Annotated in this window: 36 protein-coding genes; all 36 read right to left on the bottom strand. The window is 32.2% G+C overall.

Annotated elements, in window-relative coordinates; translation table 11 throughout:
• Window positions 1-201: 201 nt before the first annotated feature.
• On the bottom strand, window positions 202-594 hold the full coding sequence (gene rpsI, locus BM027_RS08610; RefSeq protein ID WP_090090856.1) for a 30S ribosomal protein S9: 393 nt from the start codon (window positions 592-594) through the stop codon (window positions 202-204).
• 27 nt (window positions 595-621) lie between these two features.
• Complete coding sequence (gene rplM / locus BM027_RS08605) at window positions 622-1,056, bottom strand: 50S ribosomal protein L13 (RefSeq protein ID WP_090090854.1); 435 nt, start codon at window positions 1,054-1,056, stop codon at window positions 622-624.
• Between the two features lie 156 nt (window positions 1,057-1,212).
• Window positions 1,213-1,947, bottom strand: a complete 735-nt coding sequence (gene truA / locus BM027_RS08600) for a tRNA pseudouridine(38-40) synthase TruA (RefSeq protein WP_090090852.1) — start codon at window positions 1,945-1,947, stop codon at window positions 1,213-1,215.
• 14 nt (window positions 1,948-1,961) lie between these two features.
• A complete protein-coding gene (locus tag BM027_RS08595) occupies window positions 1,962-2,765 on the bottom strand; it encodes an energy-coupling factor transporter transmembrane component T family protein (RefSeq protein ID WP_090090850.1) in 804 nt (267 codons plus the stop codon).
• A 213-nt stretch (window positions 2,766-2,978) separates the two neighbouring features.
• Window positions 2,979-3,842 (bottom strand): energy-coupling factor transporter ATPase, encoded by an 864-nt coding sequence (locus BM027_RS08590; RefSeq protein WP_090090848.1) that lies wholly within the window; start codon window positions 3,840-3,842, stop codon window positions 2,979-2,981.
• On the bottom strand, window positions 3,827-4,678 hold the full coding sequence (locus BM027_RS08585) for an energy-coupling factor transporter ATPase (RefSeq protein ID WP_090090846.1): 852 nt from the start codon (window positions 4,676-4,678) through the stop codon (window positions 3,827-3,829). The genes BM027_RS08590 and BM027_RS08585 overlap by 16 nt, the downstream gene beginning before the upstream one ends.
• A 235-nt stretch (window positions 4,679-4,913) precedes the next feature.
• Entirely contained in the window at window positions 4,914-5,255 is a 342-nt protein-coding gene (gene rplQ / locus BM027_RS08580; protein WP_090090844.1) for a 50S ribosomal protein L17, read from the bottom strand.
• Window positions 5,256-5,269: 14 nt separating this feature from the next.
• Window positions 5,270-6,217, bottom strand: a complete 948-nt coding sequence (locus tag BM027_RS08575; protein ID WP_090090842.1) for a DNA-directed RNA polymerase subunit alpha — start codon at window positions 6,215-6,217, stop codon at window positions 5,270-5,272.
• A gap of 102 nt (window positions 6,218-6,319) precedes the next feature.
• Entirely contained in the window at window positions 6,320-6,940 is a 621-nt protein-coding gene (gene rpsD / locus BM027_RS08570; RefSeq protein WP_090090841.1) for a 30S ribosomal protein S4, read from the bottom strand.
• A gap of 27 nt (window positions 6,941-6,967) precedes the next feature.
• Window positions 6,968-7,363, bottom strand: a complete 396-nt coding sequence (gene rpsK, locus BM027_RS08565; protein ID WP_090090839.1) for a 30S ribosomal protein S11 — start codon at window positions 7,361-7,363, stop codon at window positions 6,968-6,970.
• A 15-nt stretch (window positions 7,364-7,378) separates the two neighbouring features.
• Window positions 7,379-7,747, bottom strand: coding sequence for a 30S ribosomal protein S13 (rpsM, locus tag BM027_RS08560; protein WP_090090837.1), 369 nt, complete (start codon window positions 7,745-7,747; stop codon window positions 7,379-7,381).
• Between the two features lie 205 nt (window positions 7,748-7,952).
• Entirely contained in the window at window positions 7,953-8,066 is a 114-nt protein-coding gene (gene rpmJ / locus BM027_RS08555) for a 50S ribosomal protein L36 (RefSeq protein ID WP_002509257.1), read from the bottom strand.
• 55 nt (window positions 8,067-8,121) lie between these two features.
• The gene (gene infA, locus BM027_RS08550) at window positions 8,122-8,340 is read right to left on the bottom strand and encodes a translation initiation factor IF-1 (RefSeq protein WP_008681165.1); all 219 of its coding nucleotides are present in this window, start codon (window positions 8,338-8,340) and stop codon (window positions 8,122-8,124) included.
• A gap of 7 nt (window positions 8,341-8,347) precedes the next feature.
• Window positions 8,348-8,629 carry a KOW domain-containing RNA-binding protein gene (locus tag BM027_RS08545; RefSeq protein ID WP_090090836.1) on the bottom strand — a complete coding sequence of 94 codons (282 nt, stop codon included), beginning with the start codon at window positions 8,627-8,629 and terminating at the stop codon, window positions 8,348-8,350.
• Window positions 8,630-8,721: 92 nt separating this feature from the next.
• Window positions 8,722-9,471, bottom strand: coding sequence for a type I methionyl aminopeptidase (gene map, locus BM027_RS08540; RefSeq protein ID WP_090090835.1), 750 nt, complete (start codon window positions 9,469-9,471; stop codon window positions 8,722-8,724).
• Complete coding sequence (locus tag BM027_RS08535) at window positions 9,471-10,121, bottom strand: adenylate kinase (protein ID WP_090090833.1); 651 nt, start codon at window positions 10,119-10,121, stop codon at window positions 9,471-9,473. The genes map and BM027_RS08535 overlap by 1 nt, the downstream gene beginning before the upstream one ends.
• Before the next feature lie 24 nt (window positions 10,122-10,145).
• Window positions 10,146-11,426, bottom strand: a complete 1,281-nt coding sequence (gene secY, locus BM027_RS08530; protein WP_090090831.1) for a preprotein translocase subunit SecY — start codon at window positions 11,424-11,426, stop codon at window positions 10,146-10,148.
• Window position 11,427: 1 nt separating this feature from the next.
• The gene (gene rplO, locus BM027_RS08525; protein WP_090090829.1) at window positions 11,428-11,868 is read right to left on the bottom strand and encodes a 50S ribosomal protein L15; all 441 of its coding nucleotides are present in this window, start codon (window positions 11,866-11,868) and stop codon (window positions 11,428-11,430) included.
• Window positions 11,869-11,889: 21 nt separating this feature from the next.
• The gene (gene rpmD / locus BM027_RS08520) at window positions 11,890-12,069 is read right to left on the bottom strand and encodes a 50S ribosomal protein L30 (protein ID WP_090090828.1); all 180 of its coding nucleotides are present in this window, start codon (window positions 12,067-12,069) and stop codon (window positions 11,890-11,892) included.
• An 11-nt stretch (window positions 12,070-12,080) separates the two neighbouring features.
• The gene (gene rpsE / locus BM027_RS08515) at window positions 12,081-12,578 is read right to left on the bottom strand and encodes a 30S ribosomal protein S5 (RefSeq protein WP_090090826.1); all 498 of its coding nucleotides are present in this window, start codon (window positions 12,576-12,578) and stop codon (window positions 12,081-12,083) included.
• Between the two features lie 19 nt (window positions 12,579-12,597).
• Window positions 12,598-12,957, bottom strand: a complete 360-nt coding sequence (rplR, locus tag BM027_RS08510; RefSeq protein WP_090090824.1) for a 50S ribosomal protein L18 — start codon at window positions 12,955-12,957, stop codon at window positions 12,598-12,600.
• Between the two features lie 18 nt (window positions 12,958-12,975).
• Window positions 12,976-13,518 (bottom strand): 50S ribosomal protein L6, encoded by a 543-nt coding sequence (gene rplF, locus BM027_RS08505; RefSeq protein ID WP_090090822.1) that lies wholly within the window; start codon window positions 13,516-13,518, stop codon window positions 12,976-12,978.
• Window positions 13,519-13,593: 75 nt separating this feature from the next.
• Window positions 13,594-13,992, bottom strand: coding sequence for a 30S ribosomal protein S8 (rpsH, locus tag BM027_RS08500; protein WP_090090820.1), 399 nt, complete (start codon window positions 13,990-13,992; stop codon window positions 13,594-13,596).
• Window positions 13,993-14,024: 32 nt separating this feature from the next.
• Entirely contained in the window at window positions 14,025-14,210 is a 186-nt protein-coding gene (locus tag BM027_RS08495) for a type Z 30S ribosomal protein S14 (protein WP_090090819.1), read from the bottom strand.
• A 16-nt stretch (window positions 14,211-14,226) separates the two neighbouring features.
• Window positions 14,227-14,766, bottom strand: coding sequence for a 50S ribosomal protein L5 (rplE, locus tag BM027_RS08490; protein WP_090090817.1), 540 nt, complete (start codon window positions 14,764-14,766; stop codon window positions 14,227-14,229).
• A 22-nt stretch (window positions 14,767-14,788) separates the two neighbouring features.
• Window positions 14,789-15,103 carry a 50S ribosomal protein L24 gene (gene rplX / locus BM027_RS08485; RefSeq protein ID WP_090090815.1) on the bottom strand — a complete coding sequence of 105 codons (315 nt, stop codon included), beginning with the start codon at window positions 15,101-15,103 and terminating at the stop codon, window positions 14,789-14,791.
• A 15-nt stretch (window positions 15,104-15,118) separates the two neighbouring features.
• The gene (gene rplN / locus BM027_RS08480) at window positions 15,119-15,487 is read right to left on the bottom strand and encodes a 50S ribosomal protein L14 (protein WP_090090813.1); all 369 of its coding nucleotides are present in this window, start codon (window positions 15,485-15,487) and stop codon (window positions 15,119-15,121) included.
• A 28-nt stretch (window positions 15,488-15,515) separates the two neighbouring features.
• Window positions 15,516-15,770 (bottom strand): 30S ribosomal protein S17, encoded by a 255-nt coding sequence (gene rpsQ, locus BM027_RS08475; protein ID WP_090090811.1) that lies wholly within the window; start codon window positions 15,768-15,770, stop codon window positions 15,516-15,518.
• Window positions 15,771-15,792: 22 nt separating this feature from the next.
• Window positions 15,793-16,005 (bottom strand): 50S ribosomal protein L29, encoded by a 213-nt coding sequence (gene rpmC, locus BM027_RS08470; protein ID WP_090090809.1) that lies wholly within the window; start codon window positions 16,003-16,005, stop codon window positions 15,793-15,795.
• Complete coding sequence (rplP, locus tag BM027_RS08465) at window positions 16,005-16,439, bottom strand: 50S ribosomal protein L16 (protein WP_090090807.1); 435 nt, start codon at window positions 16,437-16,439, stop codon at window positions 16,005-16,007. The genes rpmC and rplP overlap by 1 nt, the downstream gene beginning before the upstream one ends.
• A 17-nt stretch (window positions 16,440-16,456) precedes the next feature.
• Complete coding sequence (gene rpsC / locus BM027_RS08460) at window positions 16,457-17,122, bottom strand: 30S ribosomal protein S3 (RefSeq protein WP_090090805.1); 666 nt, start codon at window positions 17,120-17,122, stop codon at window positions 16,457-16,459.
• A gap of 21 nt (window positions 17,123-17,143) precedes the next feature.
• Window positions 17,144-17,479: a 50S ribosomal protein L22 gene (gene rplV / locus BM027_RS08455; RefSeq protein ID WP_090090803.1), complete on the bottom strand. Its 336-nt coding sequence runs from the start codon at window positions 17,477-17,479 to the stop codon at window positions 17,144-17,146.
• Between the two features lie 20 nt (window positions 17,480-17,499).
• Window positions 17,500-17,778, bottom strand: coding sequence for a 30S ribosomal protein S19 (gene rpsS, locus BM027_RS08450; protein ID WP_090090801.1), 279 nt, complete (start codon window positions 17,776-17,778; stop codon window positions 17,500-17,502).
• Window positions 17,779-17,846: 68 nt separating this feature from the next.
• On the bottom strand, window positions 17,847-18,680 hold the full coding sequence (rplB, locus tag BM027_RS08445) for a 50S ribosomal protein L2 (RefSeq protein WP_090090799.1): 834 nt from the start codon (window positions 18,678-18,680) through the stop codon (window positions 17,847-17,849).
• A gap of 61 nt (window positions 18,681-18,741) precedes the next feature.
• Window positions 18,742-19,038 carry a 50S ribosomal protein L23 gene (gene rplW, locus BM027_RS08440; RefSeq protein WP_090090797.1) on the bottom strand — a complete coding sequence of 99 codons (297 nt, stop codon included), beginning with the start codon at window positions 19,036-19,038 and terminating at the stop codon, window positions 18,742-18,744.
• Window positions 19,038-19,658 (bottom strand): 50S ribosomal protein L4, encoded by a 621-nt coding sequence (gene rplD, locus BM027_RS08435; RefSeq protein ID WP_090090796.1) that lies wholly within the window; start codon window positions 19,656-19,658, stop codon window positions 19,038-19,040. The genes rplW and rplD overlap by 1 nt, the downstream gene beginning before the upstream one ends.
• Window positions 19,659-19,667 lie beyond the last annotated feature (9 nt).

The raw sequence follows: 19,667 nt of genomic DNA, 5'->3' as shown, positions 1-19,667 counted from the left end.
ATCGCTTTACAACTACTGAAAAAATTTATACTACAAAGATATAAAAGAACTTAGAAAAGCAATTGAATTAATATAGATATTTGTTACTTATGTGTTACTTGTGTGTTACTTATAGATAAAAAATAGCCTGTTTTTATATATTTTAATATAAAAAAAAATCCCACAAACATTGTGTTTGTGGAATTTCTTTTACTCCAAATATTATCTCTTTGAGAATTGTGGAGCTCTTCTTGCTTTTTTAAGACCGTATTTCTTTCTTTCCTTCATTCTAGGATCTCTTGTTAAGAATCCAGCCTTCTTTAATTCTGGTTTTAAAGCTTCATCTGATTTAACTAATGCTCTAGTTATACCATGTCTTATAGCTCCTGCTTGACCTGTAAATCCACCACCATGAACATTTACTAAAACGTCAAACTTATCCTTAGTTCCAGTTAAAACTAATGGTTGGTTTACTATAACTCTTAATGTTTCTAAACCAAAAAATGTTTCTATTTCTCTTTTATTTATAACAACTTTACCATTACCTGGTACAAGTCTTACTCTTGCAACTGATTTCTTTCTTCTTCCAGTACCCATGTATTGAACTTTTGCCATTTTCTATTTCCTCCTCCCGAGACTGTATTAGTACTTTAATTCAAGTACTTCTGGTTGTTGAGCTGCATGATTATGTTCAGCACCTCTATATACATTTAATTTCTTTAACATTTGTCTTCCTAATACACCCTTTGGAAGCATTCTTCTTACAGCTTCTTCAAATGCGAACTCAGGTTTCTTAGCTAATACTTCTCTATAAGGAGTTTCCTTTAATCCACCTGGATAAAGACTATGCTTTCTTAACATTTTTTGATCTAACTTTTTACCAGTTAAAACAACTTTTTCTGAATTAATTATTATAACAAAATCTCCACAGTCAACATTTGGTGTAAATGTTGGCTTATTTTTTCCTCTTAGAATTGAAGCAACTTGGCTAGCAACTCTTCCTAATGGCTTATCTGCAGCATCAACTACATACCATTTTCTTTGAACTTCTTGTGCTTTTGCAATGTATGATTTCATCTCTTTCCCTCCCTGAACTTACATTGTGCTATACTTTTTTGAGTATGCACTTTTATGTCAAGACCCGGGGCTAGTGGATCTTATATACATAAATGTTTTAACAAACAAACTTATTATAATACACGCACACGGGCGTGTCAACAATTTTTGCAATATTTAATAAAAAACTTTTTCTAAAATTAGACCATTAGGAGGTACACACATCCCTGATTTTTTCCTATTTCCTTCGTTAATTATACCTTCTATGTCTTCTATCTTTATTTTTCCATTTCCAACCTTAATTAATGTTCCGACTATTATCCTTACCATATTATATAAAAAGCCATCAGCACTTATAAATATTTTTATCATATCATCTTCTTGTTCTATATAAAACTCACTAATAGTTCTTATTGTGGTTTTTGCTGAACTTCCTGGTGACATAAATGCTCTAAAATCATGTGTTCCTATAAAATATTCACAAGCCTTCTTCATATCTTCAACATTTAATTTATATCTTACATGGTATAAATATTGTTTTCCAAGTGACAACTTCTCATATCTATTTACAATTGTATATGAATATCTCTTGCCCTTTGATGAGTATCTTGCATGAAAGTCCATATCTACTTCCTCTGATTTTATTATAGCAACATCATCTGGCAACTTAGTATTTATGGCTTCTCTAAATTTATTTCCTGGTATCTTACTATTAGTAAAGAAATTTGCTACAGTCCCTCTAGAATGAACTCCTGAATCTGTTCTAGAACTACCATTAATTAAACTTTCTTCACCTGTAATCTTTAATATAGCCTTCTCTATACAACCTTGTACCGTTCTACCTTCTTTTTGTCTTTGCCACCCTAAAAAATTAGTTCCATCAAATTCAATTAACAATTTTATATTTCTCATATGTTTCCTCTTAACTATAAAATAAATCTAACTACAGCACTCCATAATACAAGCAATCCAAACATAGCAAAAGCAATTGTATCTCTAGACGTAAACTTCAATACTTTCATTCTAGTTCTACCAGCTCCACCTCTATAACCTCTCGCTTCCATGGCCATAGCTAATTCATCAGCTCTTCTAAATGAACTAATAAACAATGGAACTAATAAAGGAATTAAACTCTTTGCCTTCTTAATTATATTTCCAGATTCAAAGTCTGCACCCCTTGCCTTTTGAGCCTTCATTATTTTATCTGTTTCATCCATCAATGTAGGAATAAATCTTAACGCTATTGTCATCATCATAGCAAGTTCATGAGCCATTTCCTTACCAATTGGTCTAATTAACTTTTCTATCCCATCTGTGAGCTCTATAGGTGATGTAGTTAATGTTAATAATGATGTTCCAATTATTAAAAATATTAACCTTAATCCCATAAAGCCAGCTATTTTTAAACCTTCTGTATAAACTGATAAAAATCCAAATTTAAATATTAATGTATCTGTAGTACCTCTTATCATAAATATATTTAATACTGCTGTTAATGCAATTAATAAAAATACAGGCTTTAACCCATTAAATATAAATCTTGGAGGTATCTTTGCTATTATTATTATTCCTATTAAAAACAAAACAATAAAACTATATCCTATAAACTTATTTATTATAAACAAACATACAATAAAAAGTACTGATATTATTATTTTTGTTCTTGGATCTAATTTATGAATGAAAGAATCTCCTGGTAAATATTGTCCTATAGTAATATCTTTTAACATATTTATTACATTGTCAAAACTATATAAAAACTCATAAATTTTATTTAACTTACTTTAATTTTTATATGCTTACTTGTTCTGACAAATTTCCTCCTCTCTTTGTTTTAGAATATTCATATAATATCTTGTATTACAATCATACAAATAAATATAAATTATAAATCTTTACTTATCTTCACCTAAGACATATTCAAAAAATAACCAGTCACTATACTAATCTATTTTATTATTCTTTAATATCCCTATAAGTTCTTTTTTAGCCTCTTCAATTGTAAATATATTATCTGAAATTGAAAAACCTTTTTTTCTCAACTCTCTAACTAAATAAGTAACTTGTGGTACTCCTAATCCTATTTCTTCTAATGTATCTACTTGCTTGAACACCTCAGCTGGTGTTCCTTGTAATGCTAACTTGCCATGATTCATAACAATTATTCTTTTTGCAATTTTAGCAACGTCCTCCATACTGTGACTAACTATAATAATGGTCATATTATATTCTTTATGCAGTTTACCTATTTGTTCTAGTATATCATCTCTTCCTTTAGGATCTAATCCAGCTGTAGGTTCATCTAAAATCAAAGTAGTAGGTTGCATTGCCACTACTCCTGCTATTGCTACCCTTCTCTTTTGTCCTCCACTTAAGTCAAATGGAGATTTATCTTTATAAGTTTCATAATCAAGTCCAACCATTTTCATAGAATTAACAACTCTATTATGTATTTCTTCTTTATTTAATCCTAAATTTTTAGGGCCAAAAGCAATATCTTGTTCTATTGTTTCTTCAAAAAGCTGATACTCTGGATATTGAAATACAAGCCCAACTTTTTTCCTTACATCAGTTAAATTTATAGATTTAGAATTTATATCTACACCGTCAATAATTATCTTTCCACTAGTAGCTTCCAATAAACCATTAAAATGTTGGATTAATGTAGATTTACCTGAGCCAGTATGTCCAATTAGTGCTACAAACTCACCATCTTTTATTTCCATATTTACATTATCTAAAGCTATTTTTTCAAAAGGTGTTTTAGGCATATATACATGTGTTAAATTTTCTACTTTAATTGACATATCTCATTCACCATCTCATCTACATTTAATATTTCTCCACTAATATTTATTCCTTCTTTTCTTAACTCATATGCTAATTCTGTAACTTGAGGAACATCTAACCCGATTTTTTTCATCATATCTACTTGAGGAAAGATTTCTTTAGGTGTACCCTGCATCCTAACCTCTCCAGCATCCATGACTATAATTCTATCTGCTTGAGCTGCTTCATCCATATAGTGGGTAATTAATACTATAGTAATACCATAATTTTTGTTTATTTCTTTCATGGTTTTTAAAACATCTTTTCTTCCTGATGGATCAAGCATAGCTGTTGGTTCATCAAAAATTATACATTTAGGTTGTATTGCAAGTATTCCTGCAATAGCAACTCTTTGTTTTTGACCTCCAGATAAAAGATGTGGTGCGTGTCTTTTATATTCACTCATTCCAACCTTTTCTAAACTTTCATCAACTCTACGTCTTATTTCTACAGAATCAACACCTAAATTTTCAGGTCCAAATGCCACGTCCTCTTCAACTATTGTTGCTACTAACTGATTATCTGGATTCTGAAATACCATGCCAGCTCTTGCTCTAATCTCCCATAAATTTTCCTCATTACTTGTATCTAGTCCATCTACTATAACAGTACCAGTACTGGGTGTTAATAATGCATTCATATGTTTAGCTATTGTAGATTTTCCTGATCCATTATGTCCTAGAATTACTAAAAATTCTCCCTTCCTAACTTTTAGATTAACATTTTTTACAGCATATTTTTCTTCATTAATTCCTTCTTCATTTCTTATATATTTGAAGGATACATCAACACAGTTAATCATTTCCTGATTCATTATCTAACCTCCATAACCTTATAATTCCTAATACATTATACAAAAGTTTTATATCAATTACTTATGTGTGTATACATCTTTTAACTAAGTTAATTATATACTAAAATAGTATAAGTTCAATAAAAAGCAATAGATTCTTTACCTTCTCTAGGCAAAAAACCTCTCTACAATATATTAGTTTTATATTTTTATATGTTAAAATAGGGACTAAGTTTAAACTTAGTCCCTATATTAATTATACTAATTCAAGTATTACTATTTCAGCTCCGTCGCCTCTTCTAGGACCTTTTTTATAGATTCTTGTGTATCCGCCGTTTCTTTCAGCGTATTTTGGAGCTACGTTATCAAATAAATTTTTAACAACTAATTCTTCTTGTACAAAAGCTAATACTTGTCTTCTAGCATGAAGATCTCCTCTTTTTCCAAGAGTAATCATCTTTTCTGCAATAGATCTAGTTTCTTTAGCTCTTGTTACTGTTGTTTCTATTTTACCGTGTTTTAACAAACTTGTAACAAGATTTCTTAGCATAGCCCTTCTTTGGTCTGTAGGAAGACCTAACTTACGATAACCTGGCATATGGACTTACCTCCTTACTCATCGATTAGTTTTAAGCATAAACCTAATTCTTTAAGCTTTCTTTCTACTTCTTCTAAAGATTTCTTTCCTAGATTTCTAACTTTCATCATATCATCCATAGATTTTAGAGCAAGTTCTTGAACTGTGTTTATTCCTGCTCTCTTTAAGCAGTTATATGATCTAACTGATAAATCAAGCTCTTCTACAGTCATTTCTAGGACTTTTTCTTTTTTATCTTCTTCTTTTTCTATCATTATTTCAACATCGTTAGTATTATCTGTTAACGACATAAATAATTTAAAATGTTCTATAAGGATTTTTGCTGATAAACTAATAGCTTCATCTATCCTTATAGTACCATCAGTCCAAATTTCTAAAGTTAATTTATCATAATCAGTAATTTGACCAACTCTAGTGTTGTCAACAGTAAAATTAACTCTTTTTACTGGTGTGTAGATAGAATCAACGGCAATTGCTGAAATTGGTAATTCATCACTCTTATTTTTATTTTGAGTAACATATCCTCTTCCTTTATTAACTGTTAATTCCATATAAAGTCTTCCATCATTATCTAAAGTTGCAATATGTAAATCCTTATTAACAACTTCAACATCACCATCAGTCTTTATATCTGCTCCAGTAACCTCACCAGGACCTTTTGCATCAATATAAATAACTTTAGGACCTTCACCATTCATTCTTAAAGCTAATGATTTAATGTTAAGAATTAATTCAGTAACATCTTCTTTAACTCCTTGAACAGTAGAAAACTCATGAAGCACTCCATCAATCTTAACAGAGGTAGTTGCTGCTCCCGGAAGAGATGATAATAATATTCTTCTTAAGGCATTCCCTAATGTAATAGCATATCCTCTCTCAAGTGGTTCAACAACATATTTACCATAAGTACCGTCTTCATTAGCTTCTATACATTCTATTATTGGCTTTTCGATTTCTAACATCCACAAACCCTCCTTATTTTATAAATGGCAACCTTATTCTGAGGGCAACTGATTCTATATTTGCATATATTGTGATAAATTTGCCTAACAAATATAAATATATTATTTACTGTATAACTCAACAATAAGTGTTTCGTTAACAGGCACATCTATATCTTCTCTTGATGGCGCTGCAACTACTTTTCCTTCATAATTATCCACGTTAGCTTCTAACCATTTTGGTAAAGTTTTTGGATTTTCAACAAAAGTCTTAAACTTTTCACTTGATCTGCTCTTTTCGCATACAGTAATTGTATCATTAACTGAAACATTATATGAACAAATGTCAACCTTCTTACCATTTACTAAGAAATGACCATGAGTTACTAATTGTCTAGCTTCATTTCTTGATGAACCATAGCCTAATCTATAAACTACGTTATCAAGTCTCATTTCTAGTAATCTAAGTAAGTTTTCACCTGTGATTCCCTTTATGTGTTCAGCCTTTTCATAATATGTTCTAAATTGGCTTTCTAATATGCCGTAAATTCTTTTTGCTTTTTGTTTTTCTCTCAATTGAACACCATAGTTTGACATCTTCTTCTTGCTTGCTCCATGTTGTCCTGGTGCATAACTTCTTCTAACGAAAGCACATTTATCTGTAAAACATCTATCCCCTTTAAGGAATAATTTCATACCTTCTCTTCTACATAATCTGCATGTAGCTCCAGTATATCTTGCCATTAAATCACACCTCCTATTATGGTTATACTAGACTCTTCTTCTCTTTGGTGGTCTACAACCATTATGTGGGATTGGAGTAACGTCTTTAATTAGAGTTACTTCTAATCCTGCTGCTTGTAAGGATCTTATAGCTGCTTCTCTTCCTGAACCAGGTCCCTTAACGTAAACCTCGATACTCTTTAAGCCATGTTCCATTGCTGTCTTAGCTGCTGTTTCAGCTGCCATTTGAGCTGCAAATGGTGTACTCTTTCTTGATCCTCTAAAGCCTAGTGCTCCTGCACTTGACCATGATAAAGCATTGCCTGCTGCATCTGTTAACGTAACTATTGAATTGTTAAAAGTTGATTTTATGTGCGCAGCACCATGCTCAACATTCTTTCTCTCTTTTCTTCTTCTAGTCTTCTTAACTTTTTGAGCTGCCATTACCTTCCCTCCTTACTATTTCTTTTTATTTGCCATTGTTTTCTTAGGACCTTTTCTAGTTCTAGCATTAGTCTTAGTTTTTTGTCCTCTTACTGGAAGACCTCTTCTATGTCTAATTCCTCTATATGATCCTATTTCTACTAATCTCTTAATGTTTAGAGCAACATCTCTTCTTAAGTCACCTTCAACCATTAAGTTTTTATTGATATAAGTTCTTATTTCATTAACTTCGTCTTCTGATAAATCTTTAACTCTTGTATCTGGATTAATTCCTGTTAAAGATAATATTTTTTGTGAAGTTGATAGACCTATTCCATATATATAAGTTAAACCTATTTCAACTCTTTTTTCTCTTGGTAGGTCAACACCTGATATTCTTGCCATTAAAATTTACACCTCCTGATAATTGAAATGCATAAAAGTTGATTTAAAAATTATATAATAAAATTTTAGGCCAATAGATTTTCTATTGCAGCCGCTCCTAAAATCTATTGTTGATTAATTAAACGACTATATAATCATATTTGACTTTTAAGAAAATGTCAATATTATTTACGCCTATAATGTAAGTTTATTGTAAAATTGATCATTAACCTTGTTTTTGCTTGTGCTTAGGATTTTCACAGATAACCATTACTTTTCCTTTTCTCTTAATTACTTTGCACTTTTCGCAAATAGGCTTAACTGATGGTCTTACTTTCATAGCTAACCCTCCTCATATTTCTTATGATAGATTTAAAATAACTTTAATCTCTATCTTATTTTGCTCTCCATGTAATTCTTCCTCTTGTTAAATCATAGGGAGAAAGTTCTATTGTAACTTTATCACCAGGTAGAATTCTAATGAAGTTCATTCTTAATTTTCCTGATATATGTGCTAGAATTTTATGGCCACTTTCAAGTTCAACTTGAAACATAGCATTAGGCAAAGATTCTAGTACTGTACCTTGCATTTCTATAACATCATCTTTTGACATAAGGTAATCAACCCTCCTTAACAATGCTTCTAAGTTTTAGAAATCTCTTAATTTTTAAATCAGTACTTTTATCGCATAATTTTATAGATGATACTATATCTTCATCTATGTTTTCTAAAATACTTAAATGTTTAAGTTTTTTCTTCTTAGGCATATTCATTATTTTTGTATTTCCATTAGATAACAATACGTAATTGTTATCTATCTGCCTAACAATAACATATAAATGATCTATATCTCTTCCTGCTTTTGAAAGTACTATTTTCCCAATCAAGTCATTGCTTTGCAAACTTTTCACCTCGATGATTACCTTAGTAATAAATTAACATTCCCCAAATGAAATGGCATCATGCAAATTTATAACTAAGCAACACTCTGTTTCTACTTAATAAGTGTTAATATCTCTGGTCCATCTGGCAAAATTGCAACCGTATTTTCATAATGTGCTGATAAACTACCATCTACTGTTGCAACTGTCCAATTATTATTTAAAGTTTTCACTCTATAAGTTCCTGCATTAACCATAGGTTCTATTGCTAACACCATCCCTTTAACTAATTTTGGACCTCTGCCTTCTCTCCCGAAATTTGGCACTTCTGGATCTTCATGAACTTTCGTTCCGATCCCATGACCTACAAAGTCTCTTACTACCGAGAAACCTGCTGCCTCAATGTAGTTTTGTATTTCGTGTGATATACTACTTAATCTATTTCCTTCTTTAGCAAATTTTATACCTCGAAAGAAACTTTCTTTTGTTACATCAATTAATCTCTGAGCTTCTTTTGTAACTTCTCCAACGGAAAAGGTTCGTGCAGCGTCTCCATGGAATCCATCAACGAAAGCTCCACAGTCAACACTAACTATGTCACCATCTCTTAATTGATATCTTCCTGGTATCCCATGTACTACTTGCTCATTCACAGAAATACATAGTGACGAAGGAAAACCATATAACCCCTTAAAGGAAGGTTTTGCTCCATGCTTAGTTATAAATTCTTCTGCTACCCTGTCTAATTCTGCAGTAGTTATACCAGGTTTTACTTTTTTTTCTAGTAATAATAATGTTTCAGCAACTATTTTTCCAGATTTTCTCATTAGAGCAATTTCGTTATCATTTTTTATGATAATCATTAATCATTGCTCCCTAGTACTTTACAAATACCTTTGAAAACTTCATTAATAGCTTTTGTACCATCTACTACTGAAAGTAAATTTTTGCTCTTGTAAAATTCAATTAGCGGCTGTGTTTGGTTTTCATATACATCTAGCCTTTCCTTTACAGTTTCAACTGTATCGTCTTTTCTTTGTATAACCTCACTTCCACACAAGTCACATTTGCCATCATTATTTGGAGGGTTAAACTTAATATGATAACTAGCTCCACATGATGGACATACTCTTCTTCCTGTCATTCTTTCTAAAATAAATCCAATGGGTACTTCAATTAATAACGAAGTATCTAATTGTTCTTCTCTACTTATAAGAAATTCATTAAGAGCATTTGCTTGAGCTACAGTTCTTGGGAAACCATCTAATAGATATCCAGAAGTACAATCTTCATCTTGTAATCTGTCTTTAACCATATTAATAGTAACTTCATCAGGAACTAATTGTCCATTATCCATATATCCCTTAGCTTCTATTCCAAGCGGAGTATTTTCAGAAATGTTTTTTCTAAAAATATCTCCTGTAGAAATATGTGGTATTGAATATCTATTACTAATTGATTTTGCCTGTGTTCCTTTCCCGGCTCCAGGAGGACCTAGTAATACTATCTTCACGGGCTTCATCTCCATTTATCTAATCTATTTAAGAAATCCTTTATAGTGGCGCATTACCATTTGTGATTCTACTTGCCTAGTAAAATCTAATGCAACCCCTATAATTATTAAAAGTGCTGTTCCTGAAAATGATATATTTTTAAATTGTGTATAATTATCAATCATAATTGGTGTTACAGCTAATATAGCTGCCAATGTACCACCTATTACTGACACCTTATTAAGAATTCTTTCAAAATATTGTGTTGTTGCCTCTCCTGGTCTTACACCTGGTATAAATCCTGTTGATTTGTGTAAGTTTTCAGCCATTTCATCTGGCTTAAACGTAATTTGAGTATAGAACCAAGTAAAGAACAATGTAAGAATTGAATATACTACAAGATACATCCAACTTTTTTGATTAAATATACAATTTGTATTATTTAAAACCCACATTGACCAACCTTTGTTTGGAACAAAAGTTGCTATTGTTTTAGGAAAGTCCATAACTGACATTGCAAAAATAATTGCTATAACAGCTGATCCAATAATACTTAACGGAATATGACTTGATTGATTTTTCATCATTTTACTTCCACCAACAGCTTTTCCAGCATATTGAACAGGAATTCTTCTTTCAGCTAATGAAAAATAAAGTACAGTTGCAAGTAATGCAACAAAAAATACTACAAATAATGTAATTTCTATTATACTTACCTCTCCTGCTTGTTTAGAAGCAATAATTGAACCAATCGTCATTGGGATTTTTGAAACTATATTAACAAAAATTAATATAGAAGTTCCATTTCCAATTCCATTAACAGTAATTTGATCTCCTAACCACATACAAAATGTAGAACCAACTACTAATGAAAAAATAACAATACATATTTTAGTAATACTCATTCCTACTGTGGCTCCACTATTAGAAATCATTGCATATGTTCCAAATGCTAATATAAATGATATTCCAAGAGATACATAACGAGTTGCGTTTTGTATTTTCTTTCTTCCGTCTTCTCCCTCTTTAGAAAGCTGTTCTAATTGAGGAATAGCAACTGTCAATAACTGCATTATAATTGATGCATTAATATATGGCATAACACCTAATGCAAATATACTACATCTACTGAAAGCTCCTCCAGAAATCAAATCATAAAAGCCTATTAAACCACCTGATTGAGATATACTTTTCAAATAATCTGAGTTAATTCCAGGAACAGGAATATGACTTCCCATCCTGAAAACTGCAACTAATATTATTATCCACAAAAATTTTTTCCTTAGTTCAGAAACTTTAAATGCATTACGCAAAGTTTGAAGCACTTTAAATCACCTCAACTTTTCCTCCAGCTGCTTCGATCTTTTCTATTGCAGATTTTGAGAACTTACATCCTTTTATTATTAATGATTTTTCTATATTTCCGTTTCCAAGAATCTTTACTCCGTCTAATACTTTACTTATAACTCTTCTGTCAAGTAATACTTCTGGAGTAATTTCAGTACCATTTTCAAATATATTTAATCTATCTACATTGATACTAACAAATTTCTTAGCAAAAATATTTGTAAAACCTCTCTTAGGAAGTCTTCTGTATAAAGGCATTTGGCCTCCTTCGAAACCAGGTCTTACTCCACCACCTGATCTTGCATTTTGACCCTTTTCACCTTTACCAGCGTTTCTTCCAGTTCCAGAACCTGTACCTCTTCCAAGTCTTTTAGGCGCTTTTTTGCTACCTATTGCTGGTTTTAATTCATGAAGTTTCATATTCAGTACACCTCCTTATTATTATATTTCTTCTACCTTTAATAGGTAATCAATCTTCTTTAACATACCTTTTATTTGAGGTGTTCCCTCATGTTCTACTGTCTTGTGTATTTTTCTAAGTCCAAGAGCATTTGCAGTAGCAATATGTTCCTTTTTTCTACCTATTAAGCTCTTTACTAAAGTAACTCTTAATTTAGCCATTGCAATACCTCCTAACCTAATATTTCTTCAACAGATTTTCCTCTTAATTTAGCTATATCTTCAGCTGTTCTTAAGCTATCCAATCCGTTTATTGTAGCATTTACCATATTTTTAGGATTGTTTGAACCTAATGATTTAGCTCTAACATCCTTTAATCCTGCTAATTCTAATACAACTCTTGCTGGACCTCCAGCAATAACTCCTGTACCTTCTTTAGCTGGCATAATTAGAACATTTGAAGTCCCAAATTTACCATTTACTTGGTGAGGAATTGTTGTTCCTACCATTGCAACACTTACTAAGTTTTTCTTAGCATCTTCTATTCCTTTTTTAATTGCTTCTGGGATTTCGATTGACTTACCCATTCCAACGCCAACGTGTCCGTTCTCGTCTCCGACAACAACTAAAGCGCTGAATCTAAAGTTTCTACCACCCTTAACAACCTTAGTAACTCTGTTTATAAAAACAACCTTTTCTTTAAGGTCTAGTGTACTAGGATCGATTCTCATTTATTTCCCTCCTCGTATATTAGAATTTCAAGCCTGCTTCTCTAGCTGCTTGTGCTAATTCTTGAACTCTTCCATGATATACGTATCCGCCTCTATCAAATACCACTTCAGTAATTCCTTTTTCTACAGCTTTCTTTGCAATTATTTCTCCTACAAGTTTAGCGCCTTCTTTGTTGCCACCTTTAACACCAAAGTCTTTATCTAAACTTGAAGCAGCTACTAATGTAACTGAATTTATATCATCAATAATTTGTGCATATATATTCTTTTCACTTCTGAAAACTGAAAGTCTTGGTCTTTCCGGAGTACCAAAAACTTTCTTACGAACTCTAAGGTGACGTTTTTCTCTACTTGCTTTTTTGTCTGCCTTTTTGAACATAAAGCTCACTCCTTCCTATTATTTCTTACCAGTTTTACCTTCTTTACGTCTAATCACTTCATTTTCGTACTTAACGCCCTTACCTTTGTATGGTTCTGGTACTCTCCACTTTCTGATATCTGCAGCAGCAGCGCCAACTTTTTCTTTGTCAATTCCTTTAACAATTACTTTAGTTGCAGCTGGAGTTTCGAATGTGATTCCGTCAACAGGTTCTACTTCAACTGGATGTGAATATCCAAGGTTCATTACAAGCTTTTTACCTTGTAATTGAGCTCTGTAACCAACACCAACTAAATCTAAATTCTTTTGGTAACCTTCATTTACTCCAATTACCATATTATTAATTAATGCTCTTGTTAAACCATGAAGAGCTCTATGATTTTTATCATCACTAGGTCTAGTAACAACTACTTCATTGTTTTCAATTGCTATATTTATGTCTTTATGCATAGCTTTAACTAGTTCGCCCTTTGGGCCCTTAACTGTAACAACGTTGTCTGGTGTTACAGTAACAGTTACGCCAGCAGGTATAGCTATTGGTAATCTACCTACTCTTGACATAATTGCACCTCCTGTATTATTTCATAATTGTATATATCAAACTACAATTTCTGTTTATTTTCAAAATTTAAAATACTACCAAACGTAGCAGACTACTTCTCCACCTAATCCGTTCTTTCTAGCCTCTCTATCAACCATTAGTCCCTTTGAAGTTGAAACAACAGCGACGCCTAATCCATTAAGAACCTTTGGTACTTCATCTTTTCTACAATATACTCTTAAACCTGGTTTTGAAATTCTCTTAATACCAGTTATAACTCTTTCTTTGTTAGCACCATATTTAAGACTTATTCTTAACATAGGAACTACTCCATCGTTATATTCATTAATCTCTTTGATGTAACCCTCTTGTAATAATATATTTGCAATTGCCTTCTTTATAGTTGAAGAAGGTACTTCTACCACTTCGTGTCTTACAGAATTAGCATTTCTCACACGAGTTAGTAAATCTGCTATCGGATCTGTCATAACCATTTAATGTGCCTCCTTTCATTACATTATGTGTATTACCAACTTGCTTTCTTGCAACCAGGAATTTCTCCCTTATGAGCAAGTTCTCTAAAACAAATACGACATACTCCGTATTTTCTTAGTACAGAATGTGGTCTTCCACATATTCTACATCTTGTATAAGCTCTAGTTTTATATTTAGGAGTTTTACTCCACTTTTCAATAATAGCCTTACGTGCCACAGTGTTTCCCTCCTTATTATTGAGCAAATGGCATTCCAAGGAATCTTAATAATTCCCTAGCTTCTTCGTCAGTGTTTGCAGATGTAACGAAGATTATATCCATTCCTCTAACTTTATCAATCTTATCATATTCTATTTCTGGGAAAATTAATTGTTCTTTTATTCCTAATGAATAGTTTCCTCTACCATCAAATGCCTTAGCAGAAACTCCTCTGAAATCTCTTACTCTAGGTAATGCGATACTCATTAACTTATCTGCAAATTCAAACATTTGAGATTTTCTTAACGTAACTTTACATCCTAAAGCCATATTTTCTCTTATCTTAAAATTGGCAATTGATTTTTTAGATCTAGTTAATATTGGTTTTTGACCACATATTAAAGTTAAATCATTAACTGCTGATTCTAAAACTTTTTGATTTTCCTTAGCTTCTCCAACACCCATGTTAATTACTATCTTTTCTAGTTTCGGAACTTCCATAATATTTTTGTATCCGAACTTTTCAATCATTGCTGGAATTATTTCTTTTTGGTATTTTTCTTGAAGTCTTGTCATATTGGTTACCTCCTTTCAGATTCTAGAATGTTTCTGCGCATTTCTTGCATACTCTAACCTTAGTACCATCATCTAAGATTTTATTACTAATTCTAGTAGCATTCTTACACTTATTACAATATAACATAACCTTAGAACTATTAATTGAAGCTTCTTTTTCAATTATAGCGCTTTCAGTTTGAGTCTTATTAGCTTTTTGATGTTTCTTAATTATGTTAATTCCTTGAACAAGAACTTTTCCTGTCTTAGGAAATACTTTTAAAACTTCACCAGTTTTTCCTTTATCTTTTCCAGATATAACTATAACTGTATCACTTTTTCTTACATGTACCTTCAAGTTAGCCACCTCCTCTTATAGAACTTCTGGTGCTAATGATAAAATCTTATTAAATTCTTTATCTCTTAGCTCCCTAGCAACAGGTCCAAAGATACGAGTACCTCTTGGTTGCTTATCATCTTTGATGATAACTGCAGCATTTTCATCAAATTTAATATATGAACCGTCCGCTCTTCTTAATCCTTTTACTGATCTAACTACAACTGCTTTTACAACTTCACCTTTTTTAACAACTCCGCCTGGTGTTGCACTTTTAACGCTAGCTACGATAACATCACTGATATTACCAAATTTTCTTTTTGATCCACCCAATACTCTAATGCACATAATTTCTTTTGCACCTGAATTATCTGCAACTTTTAGTAAAGTTTGTTGTTGTATCATTGAATTACCCTCCTTTCGGTTTTAAAGCCTATTTAGCCTTTTCAACTATTTCAACGAGTCTCCATCTCTTATCTTTAGATAAAGGTCTAGTTTCCATTATTGATACTTTATCATTAATTTTTGCTTCATTATTTTCATCATGAACTTTGAACTTTGTAGTTCTTTTAATTGTTTTACCATATAGTGGATGTCTAACCTTAGTTTCAACAGCAACTACTATAGTTTTTTCCATTTTATCAGAAACAACTCTGCCGCTTCTTTTCTTTCTTAATGCTCTTTCCATTAGGCCTTACCTCCTTCCAGATTTACTGTTCCAATGCCCTTAATTCGTCTTCTCTTAAGATGGTCTTTATTTGGGCTATAGATTTCTTTACTTCTCTAATTCTCATAGGATTTTCTAATTGTCCTGTAGCTAATTGAAATCTTAAGTTAAATAATTCAGCTTTAAGATCAGTTAGCTTAACTGTTAAATCTTGAGGATTGCTTGATTTCATTTCTTGTAATTCTCTAGCCTTCATTATTCTTCACCACCCATTTCCTCAAAATCTCTTCTTGTAACAAACTTTGTTCTTACAGGAAGTTTGTGTGATGCAAGTCTCATTGCTTCTCTTGCAACTTCTTCAGTAACCCCTGATAATTCAAATAATACTCTATCAGGTTTAACTACTGCAACCCAATATTCTGGTGATCCTTTACCAGATCCCATTCTTGTTTCTGCAGGTTTTTCTGTTACTGGCTTATCTGGGAAAATCTTTATCCAAAGTTTTCCACCTCTTTTAATATATCTGTTGATAGCAATTCTGGCAGCCTCAATTTGATTACTTGTAATCCATCCACAAGTTGTTGCTTGAAGACCATAGTCTCCATAAGCTAAGAAATTACCTCTTGTTGCTTTACCTTTCATTCTACCACGTTGTACCTTACGATGTTTTACTCTTTTAGGCATTAACATGATCTATTCCTCCTTTCCTATGCGTTAGCTTCTTCCTTTTCTACTTTCTTAGTTGGAAGAACCTCTCCATTATAAACCCAAACTTTAACTCCAATTTTTCCATATGTTGTATCTGCCTCAGCAAATCCATATTCAATATCAGCTCTTAATGTTTGTAGTGGAATTGTTCCTTCATGATAGTGTTCAGTTCTTGCTATTTCAGCTCCACCTAATCTACCAGCACATGCAGTTTTTACACCTTTAATACCGTGCTTCATAGCTCTTTGCATTGTTTGCTTCATAGCTCTTCTGAATGAGATTCTCTTTTCTAATTGAGCAGCAATATTTTCTGCCATTAATTGAGCATCTGATTCAGCACTCTTAACTTCAACTATGTTGATTAATATGTTTTTTCCTACAACATAATTAGTTAATTTTTTCTTTAAAGCTTCGATACCTGATCCGCCTCTTCCGATGACAACACCTGGTTTAGCAGTATATATGTTTAATTTAACTCTCTTAGCAGCTCTTTCAATTTCTATTTTAGAAATACCAGCTGAAAAAAGTTCTTTTTTAACAAATTTTCTTATTTGGTTATCTTCTACAAGATTATTAGCAAAATCTTTTTTATTAGCATACCATTTTGCGCTCCAACCCTTGATAACTCCTACTCTAAGTCCATGAGGATTTACTTTTTGACCCACTTATGTTTCCCTCCTTCTATACTAAGCTCTTTCTTTAACAGCAACTGTTATATGGCTTGTTTTCTTTAAAATTTTGAATGCTTTACCGTGATCCATAGGTCTAAATCTTTTTAGTGTTGGACCTTGACCAACATAAGCCTCTGAAACGTATAAGTTGTCAGAATCTAATTCTAAATTATTTTCTGCATTTGCAACAGCTGATTTTAAAACTTTTTTAATTACTACTGCTGCTTCTCTTGGAGTATATTCTAAAATAGCAAAAGCTTCTTTAACTTGTTTTCCTCTGATTAAATTAAGAATTACTCCTACTTTTATTGGAGACATTCTTATATATTTAGCTATAGCTCTAGCTTCCATTTATGTTCCTCCTTTCCAGGCTACTTTCTTTTTGATGTTTTATCTGCTACATGACCTCTGTAAGTTCTAGTTAATACGAACTCACCTAGCTTGTGTCCAACCATATCTTCTGATAAATAAACTGGAACATGCTTTCTTCCGTCATGAACTGCAATTGTATGACCAATCATTTGTGGGAATACAGTTGAACTTCTTGACCAAGTCTTTACAACTTTTTTCTCTCCACTTGTGTTCATTTCTTCTATCTTCTTTAAAAGTCCTTCATGTATAAAAGGTGCTTTCTTTGTTGATCTACTCACTAATATTGCCTCCCTTCATAAAACCTTATGCCGATAAGCTATGAAGAGAACTTACTATTCTCTTCAAACTACTTAGCGTTTCTACCCTTGATGATAAATCTATCTGAATATTTCTTATTCTTTCTTGTCTTGTATCCAAGTGCTGGTTTACCCCATGGAGTAACTGGACTTGGTCTACCAACTGGTGATTTACCTTCACCACCACCATGAGGGTGATCATTAGGGTTCATAACTGATCCTCTAACTGTAGGTCTCCATCCCATATGTCTCTTTCTTCCAGCTTTACCGATATTAACTATATCATTTGTTGGATTAGAAACTGTTCCAATTGTTGCTCTACATTCTATTCTAACATATCTCATTTCACCTGAAGGTAATCTTAAAGTTGCATAATCGCCTTCTTTAGCCATTAATTGTGCTGATCCACCAGCTGCTCTAACTAATTGACCACCTTTACCTTTTTGTAATTCGATATTATGAATTACTGTACCAACTGGTATATTCTTCAATGGAAGAGCATTACCCGGTTTAATATCTGCGTCTGGTCCTGATACTATAACATCACCAACTTTTAATCCTATCGGTGCTATTATGTATTTCTTGTCTCCATCAGTGTAAACAACAAGTGCAATATATGCTGATCTATTTGGATCATATTCTATAGTTGCAACCTTTGCTGGAACTGAATCTTTATTTCTCTTGAAATCTATAATTCTATATTTTCTCTTAACTCCACCACCACGATGTCTAACAGTAATTTTACCTTGAGCATTTCTACCCGCTTTGCTTTTTAATGCAACAAGAAGTGACTTTTCCGGTTGTTGTGAAGTTATTTCTTCGAACGTTGGCATAGTCATTTCTCTTCTTGATGGTGTAATTGGATTAAACTTTTTAACTGCCATTTAAAATTCCCTCCTTTTTTCAGCTTCTCTGGTGTTTTCACCAATAATGGCCTTTAATGGACTATTGTAATCCTTCGAAGAATTCAATACCTTTGCTTTCTTCACTTAATTTAACAATAGCTTTTTTGTAGTCTGCTCTTTTACCTACATGTACGCCCATTCTTTTAGTTTTTCCTAAACCATTTATAGTTTTAACATCTTCAACTTTAACATCAAAAACTTCTTCCACAGCTCTCTTTATTTGAGATTTGTTAGTATCCACGTGAACCATGAAAGTGTACTTCTTTTCTGCCATAGCTGCCATACTCTTTTCAGTTATAACTGGCTTTCTTATGATATCATGGCTTGTTAATTTCATTATGCGTACACCTCCTCAATTTTTGATACAGCATCTTTAGTTATGATTAATTTTTCATACTTTAATAAATCATATACATTGATGTTGTTTGCTGGGATAACACTAATCCCTTGAATATTTCTTGCTGATTTATAAACAGCTTCATTTGACTCTGCTGTTACTATTAATGTTTTTTTAGCTTCAAAAGCTTTTAACATTTCTATAACTTGCTTAGTCTTTGGTGCTTCAAAAGCTAATGTTTCAAGAACAACCATTTGACCATCATTAACTTTACTAGTTAATGCTGATTTCATAGCTACTTTTCTCATGCTCTTTGGCACTGAAACTCTATAATCTCTTGGCTTTGGTGCGAATACAATACCACCTTTGATCCATTGTGGTGCTCTAATAGAACCTTGTCTTGCTCTACCAGTACCCTTTTGTCTCCAAGGCTTGATTCCGCCTCCTCTAACCTCAGTTCTTGTCTTAGCTGATTGAGTTCCTTGTCTCTTATTAGCTAATAAAGCAACTACTACTTGATGTAATGCATGTTCATTCACTTCTGCTTCAAATACATTTGCACTTAATTGGATATCTCCAACTTGTTTTCCTTCTTGATTAAATAAACCTACTGTAGGCATTCTGTTTCC

This window comes from Clostridium uliginosum, assembly GCF_900112485.1.
Classification (GTDB): domain Bacteria; phylum Bacillota; class Clostridia; order Clostridiales; family Clostridiaceae; genus Clostridium; species Clostridium uliginosum.
Note: the sequence above shows the minus strand (reverse complement) of the source record. Positions and strands in the feature narration are given on the sequence as shown.

What these genes read in the sequence shown, in the direction of transcription:
- rpsQ (WP_090090811.1), bottom strand. Translation starts at nt 15,770, where the DNA reads ATGGAAAGAGCATTAAGAAAGAAAAGAAGCGGCAGAGTTGTTTCTGAT.
- rpsM (WP_090090837.1), bottom strand. Translation starts at nt 7,747, where the DNA reads ATGGCAAGAATATCAGGTGTTGACCTACCAAGAGAAAAAAGAGTTGAA.
- rplF (WP_090090822.1), bottom strand. Translation starts at nt 13,518, where the DNA reads ATGTCAAGAGTAGGTAGATTACCAATAGCTATACCTGCTGGCGTAACT.
- rplP (WP_090090807.1), bottom strand. Translation starts at nt 16,439, where the DNA reads ATGTTAATGCCTAAAAGAGTAAAACATCGTAAGGTACAACGTGGTAGA.
- rpsK (WP_090090839.1), bottom strand. Translation starts at nt 7,363, where the DNA reads ATGGCAGCTCAAAAAGTTAAGAAGACTAGAAGAAGAAAAGAGAGAAAG.
- rplV (WP_090090803.1), bottom strand. Translation starts at nt 17,479, where the DNA reads ATGGAAGCTAGAGCTATAGCTAAATATATAAGAATGTCTCCAATAAAA.
- rpsE (WP_090090826.1), bottom strand. Translation starts at nt 12,578, where the DNA reads ATGAGAATCGATCCTAGTACACTAGACCTTAAAGAAAAGGTTGTTTTT.
- rplQ (WP_090090844.1), bottom strand. Translation starts at nt 5,255, where the DNA reads ATGCCAGGTTATCGTAAGTTAGGTCTTCCTACAGACCAAAGAAGGGCT.
- infA (WP_008681165.1), bottom strand. Translation starts at nt 8,340, where the DNA reads ATGTCAAAAGATGATGTTATAGAAATGCAAGGTACAGTACTAGAATCT.
- rplN (WP_090090813.1), bottom strand. Translation starts at nt 15,487, where the DNA reads ATGATACAACAACAAACTTTACTAAAAGTTGCAGATAATTCAGGTGCA.
- BM027_RS08590 (WP_090090848.1), bottom strand. Translation starts at nt 3,842, where the DNA reads ATGTCAATTAAAGTAGAAAATTTAACACATGTATATATGCCTAAAACA.
- BM027_RS08575 (WP_090090842.1), bottom strand. Translation starts at nt 6,217, where the DNA reads ATGTTAGAAATCGAAAAGCCAATAATAGAATGTATAGAAGCTAATGAA.
- rplW (WP_090090797.1), bottom strand. Translation starts at nt 19,038, where the DNA reads ATGAAATTAACAAGCCATGATATCATAAGAAAGCCAGTTATAACTGAA.
- rpmJ (WP_002509257.1), bottom strand. Translation starts at nt 8,066, where the DNA reads ATGAAAGTAAGACCATCAGTTAAGCCTATTTGCGAAAAGTGCAAAGTA.
- rplO (WP_090090829.1), bottom strand. Translation starts at nt 11,868, where the DNA reads ATGAAACTTCATGAATTAAAACCAGCAATAGGTAGCAAAAAAGCGCCT.
- rplE (WP_090090817.1), bottom strand. Translation starts at nt 14,766, where the DNA reads ATGACAAGACTTCAAGAAAAATACCAAAAAGAAATAATTCCAGCAATG.
- rpsH (WP_090090820.1), bottom strand. Translation starts at nt 13,992, where the DNA reads ATGGTTATGACAGATCCGATAGCAGATTTACTAACTCGTGTGAGAAAT.
- rpsD (WP_090090841.1), bottom strand. Translation starts at nt 6,940, where the DNA reads ATGGCAAGATATACTGGAGCTACATGCAGATTATGTAGAAGAGAAGGT.
- rplM (WP_090090854.1), bottom strand. Translation starts at nt 1,056, where the DNA reads ATGAAATCATACATTGCAAAAGCACAAGAAGTTCAAAGAAAATGGTAT.
- BM027_RS08595 (WP_090090850.1), bottom strand. Translation starts at nt 2,765, where the DNA reads ATGTTAAAAGATATTACTATAGGACAATATTTACCAGGAGATTCTTTC.
- rplB (WP_090090799.1), bottom strand. Translation starts at nt 18,680, where the DNA reads ATGGCAGTTAAAAAGTTTAATCCAATTACACCATCAAGAAGAGAAATG.
- rpmC (WP_090090809.1), bottom strand. Translation starts at nt 16,005, where the DNA reads ATGAAGGCTAGAGAATTACAAGAAATGAAATCAAGCAATCCTCAAGAT.
- rplR (WP_090090824.1), bottom strand. Translation starts at nt 12,957, where the DNA reads ATGTTCAAAAAGGCAGACAAAAAAGCAAGTAGAGAAAAACGTCACCTT.
- rpmD (WP_090090828.1), bottom strand. Translation starts at nt 12,069, where the DNA reads ATGGCTAAATTAAGAGTTACTTTAGTAAAGAGCTTAATAGGTAGAAAA.
- rpsI (WP_090090856.1), bottom strand. Translation starts at nt 594, where the DNA reads ATGGCAAAAGTTCAATACATGGGTACTGGAAGAAGAAAGAAATCAGTT.
- map (WP_090090835.1), bottom strand. Translation starts at nt 9,471, where the DNA reads ATGATTATCATAAAAAATGATAACGAAATTGCTCTAATGAGAAAATCT.
- truA (WP_090090852.1), bottom strand. Translation starts at nt 1,947, where the DNA reads ATGAGAAATATAAAATTGTTAATTGAATTTGATGGAACTAATTTTTTA.
- rplD (WP_090090796.1), bottom strand. Translation starts at nt 19,658, where the DNA reads ATGCCTACAGTAGGTTTATTTAATCAAGAAGGAAAACAAGTTGGAGAT.
- BM027_RS08585 (WP_090090846.1), bottom strand. Translation starts at nt 4,678, where the DNA reads ATGAATCAGGAAATGATTAACTGTGTTGATGTATCCTTCAAATATATA.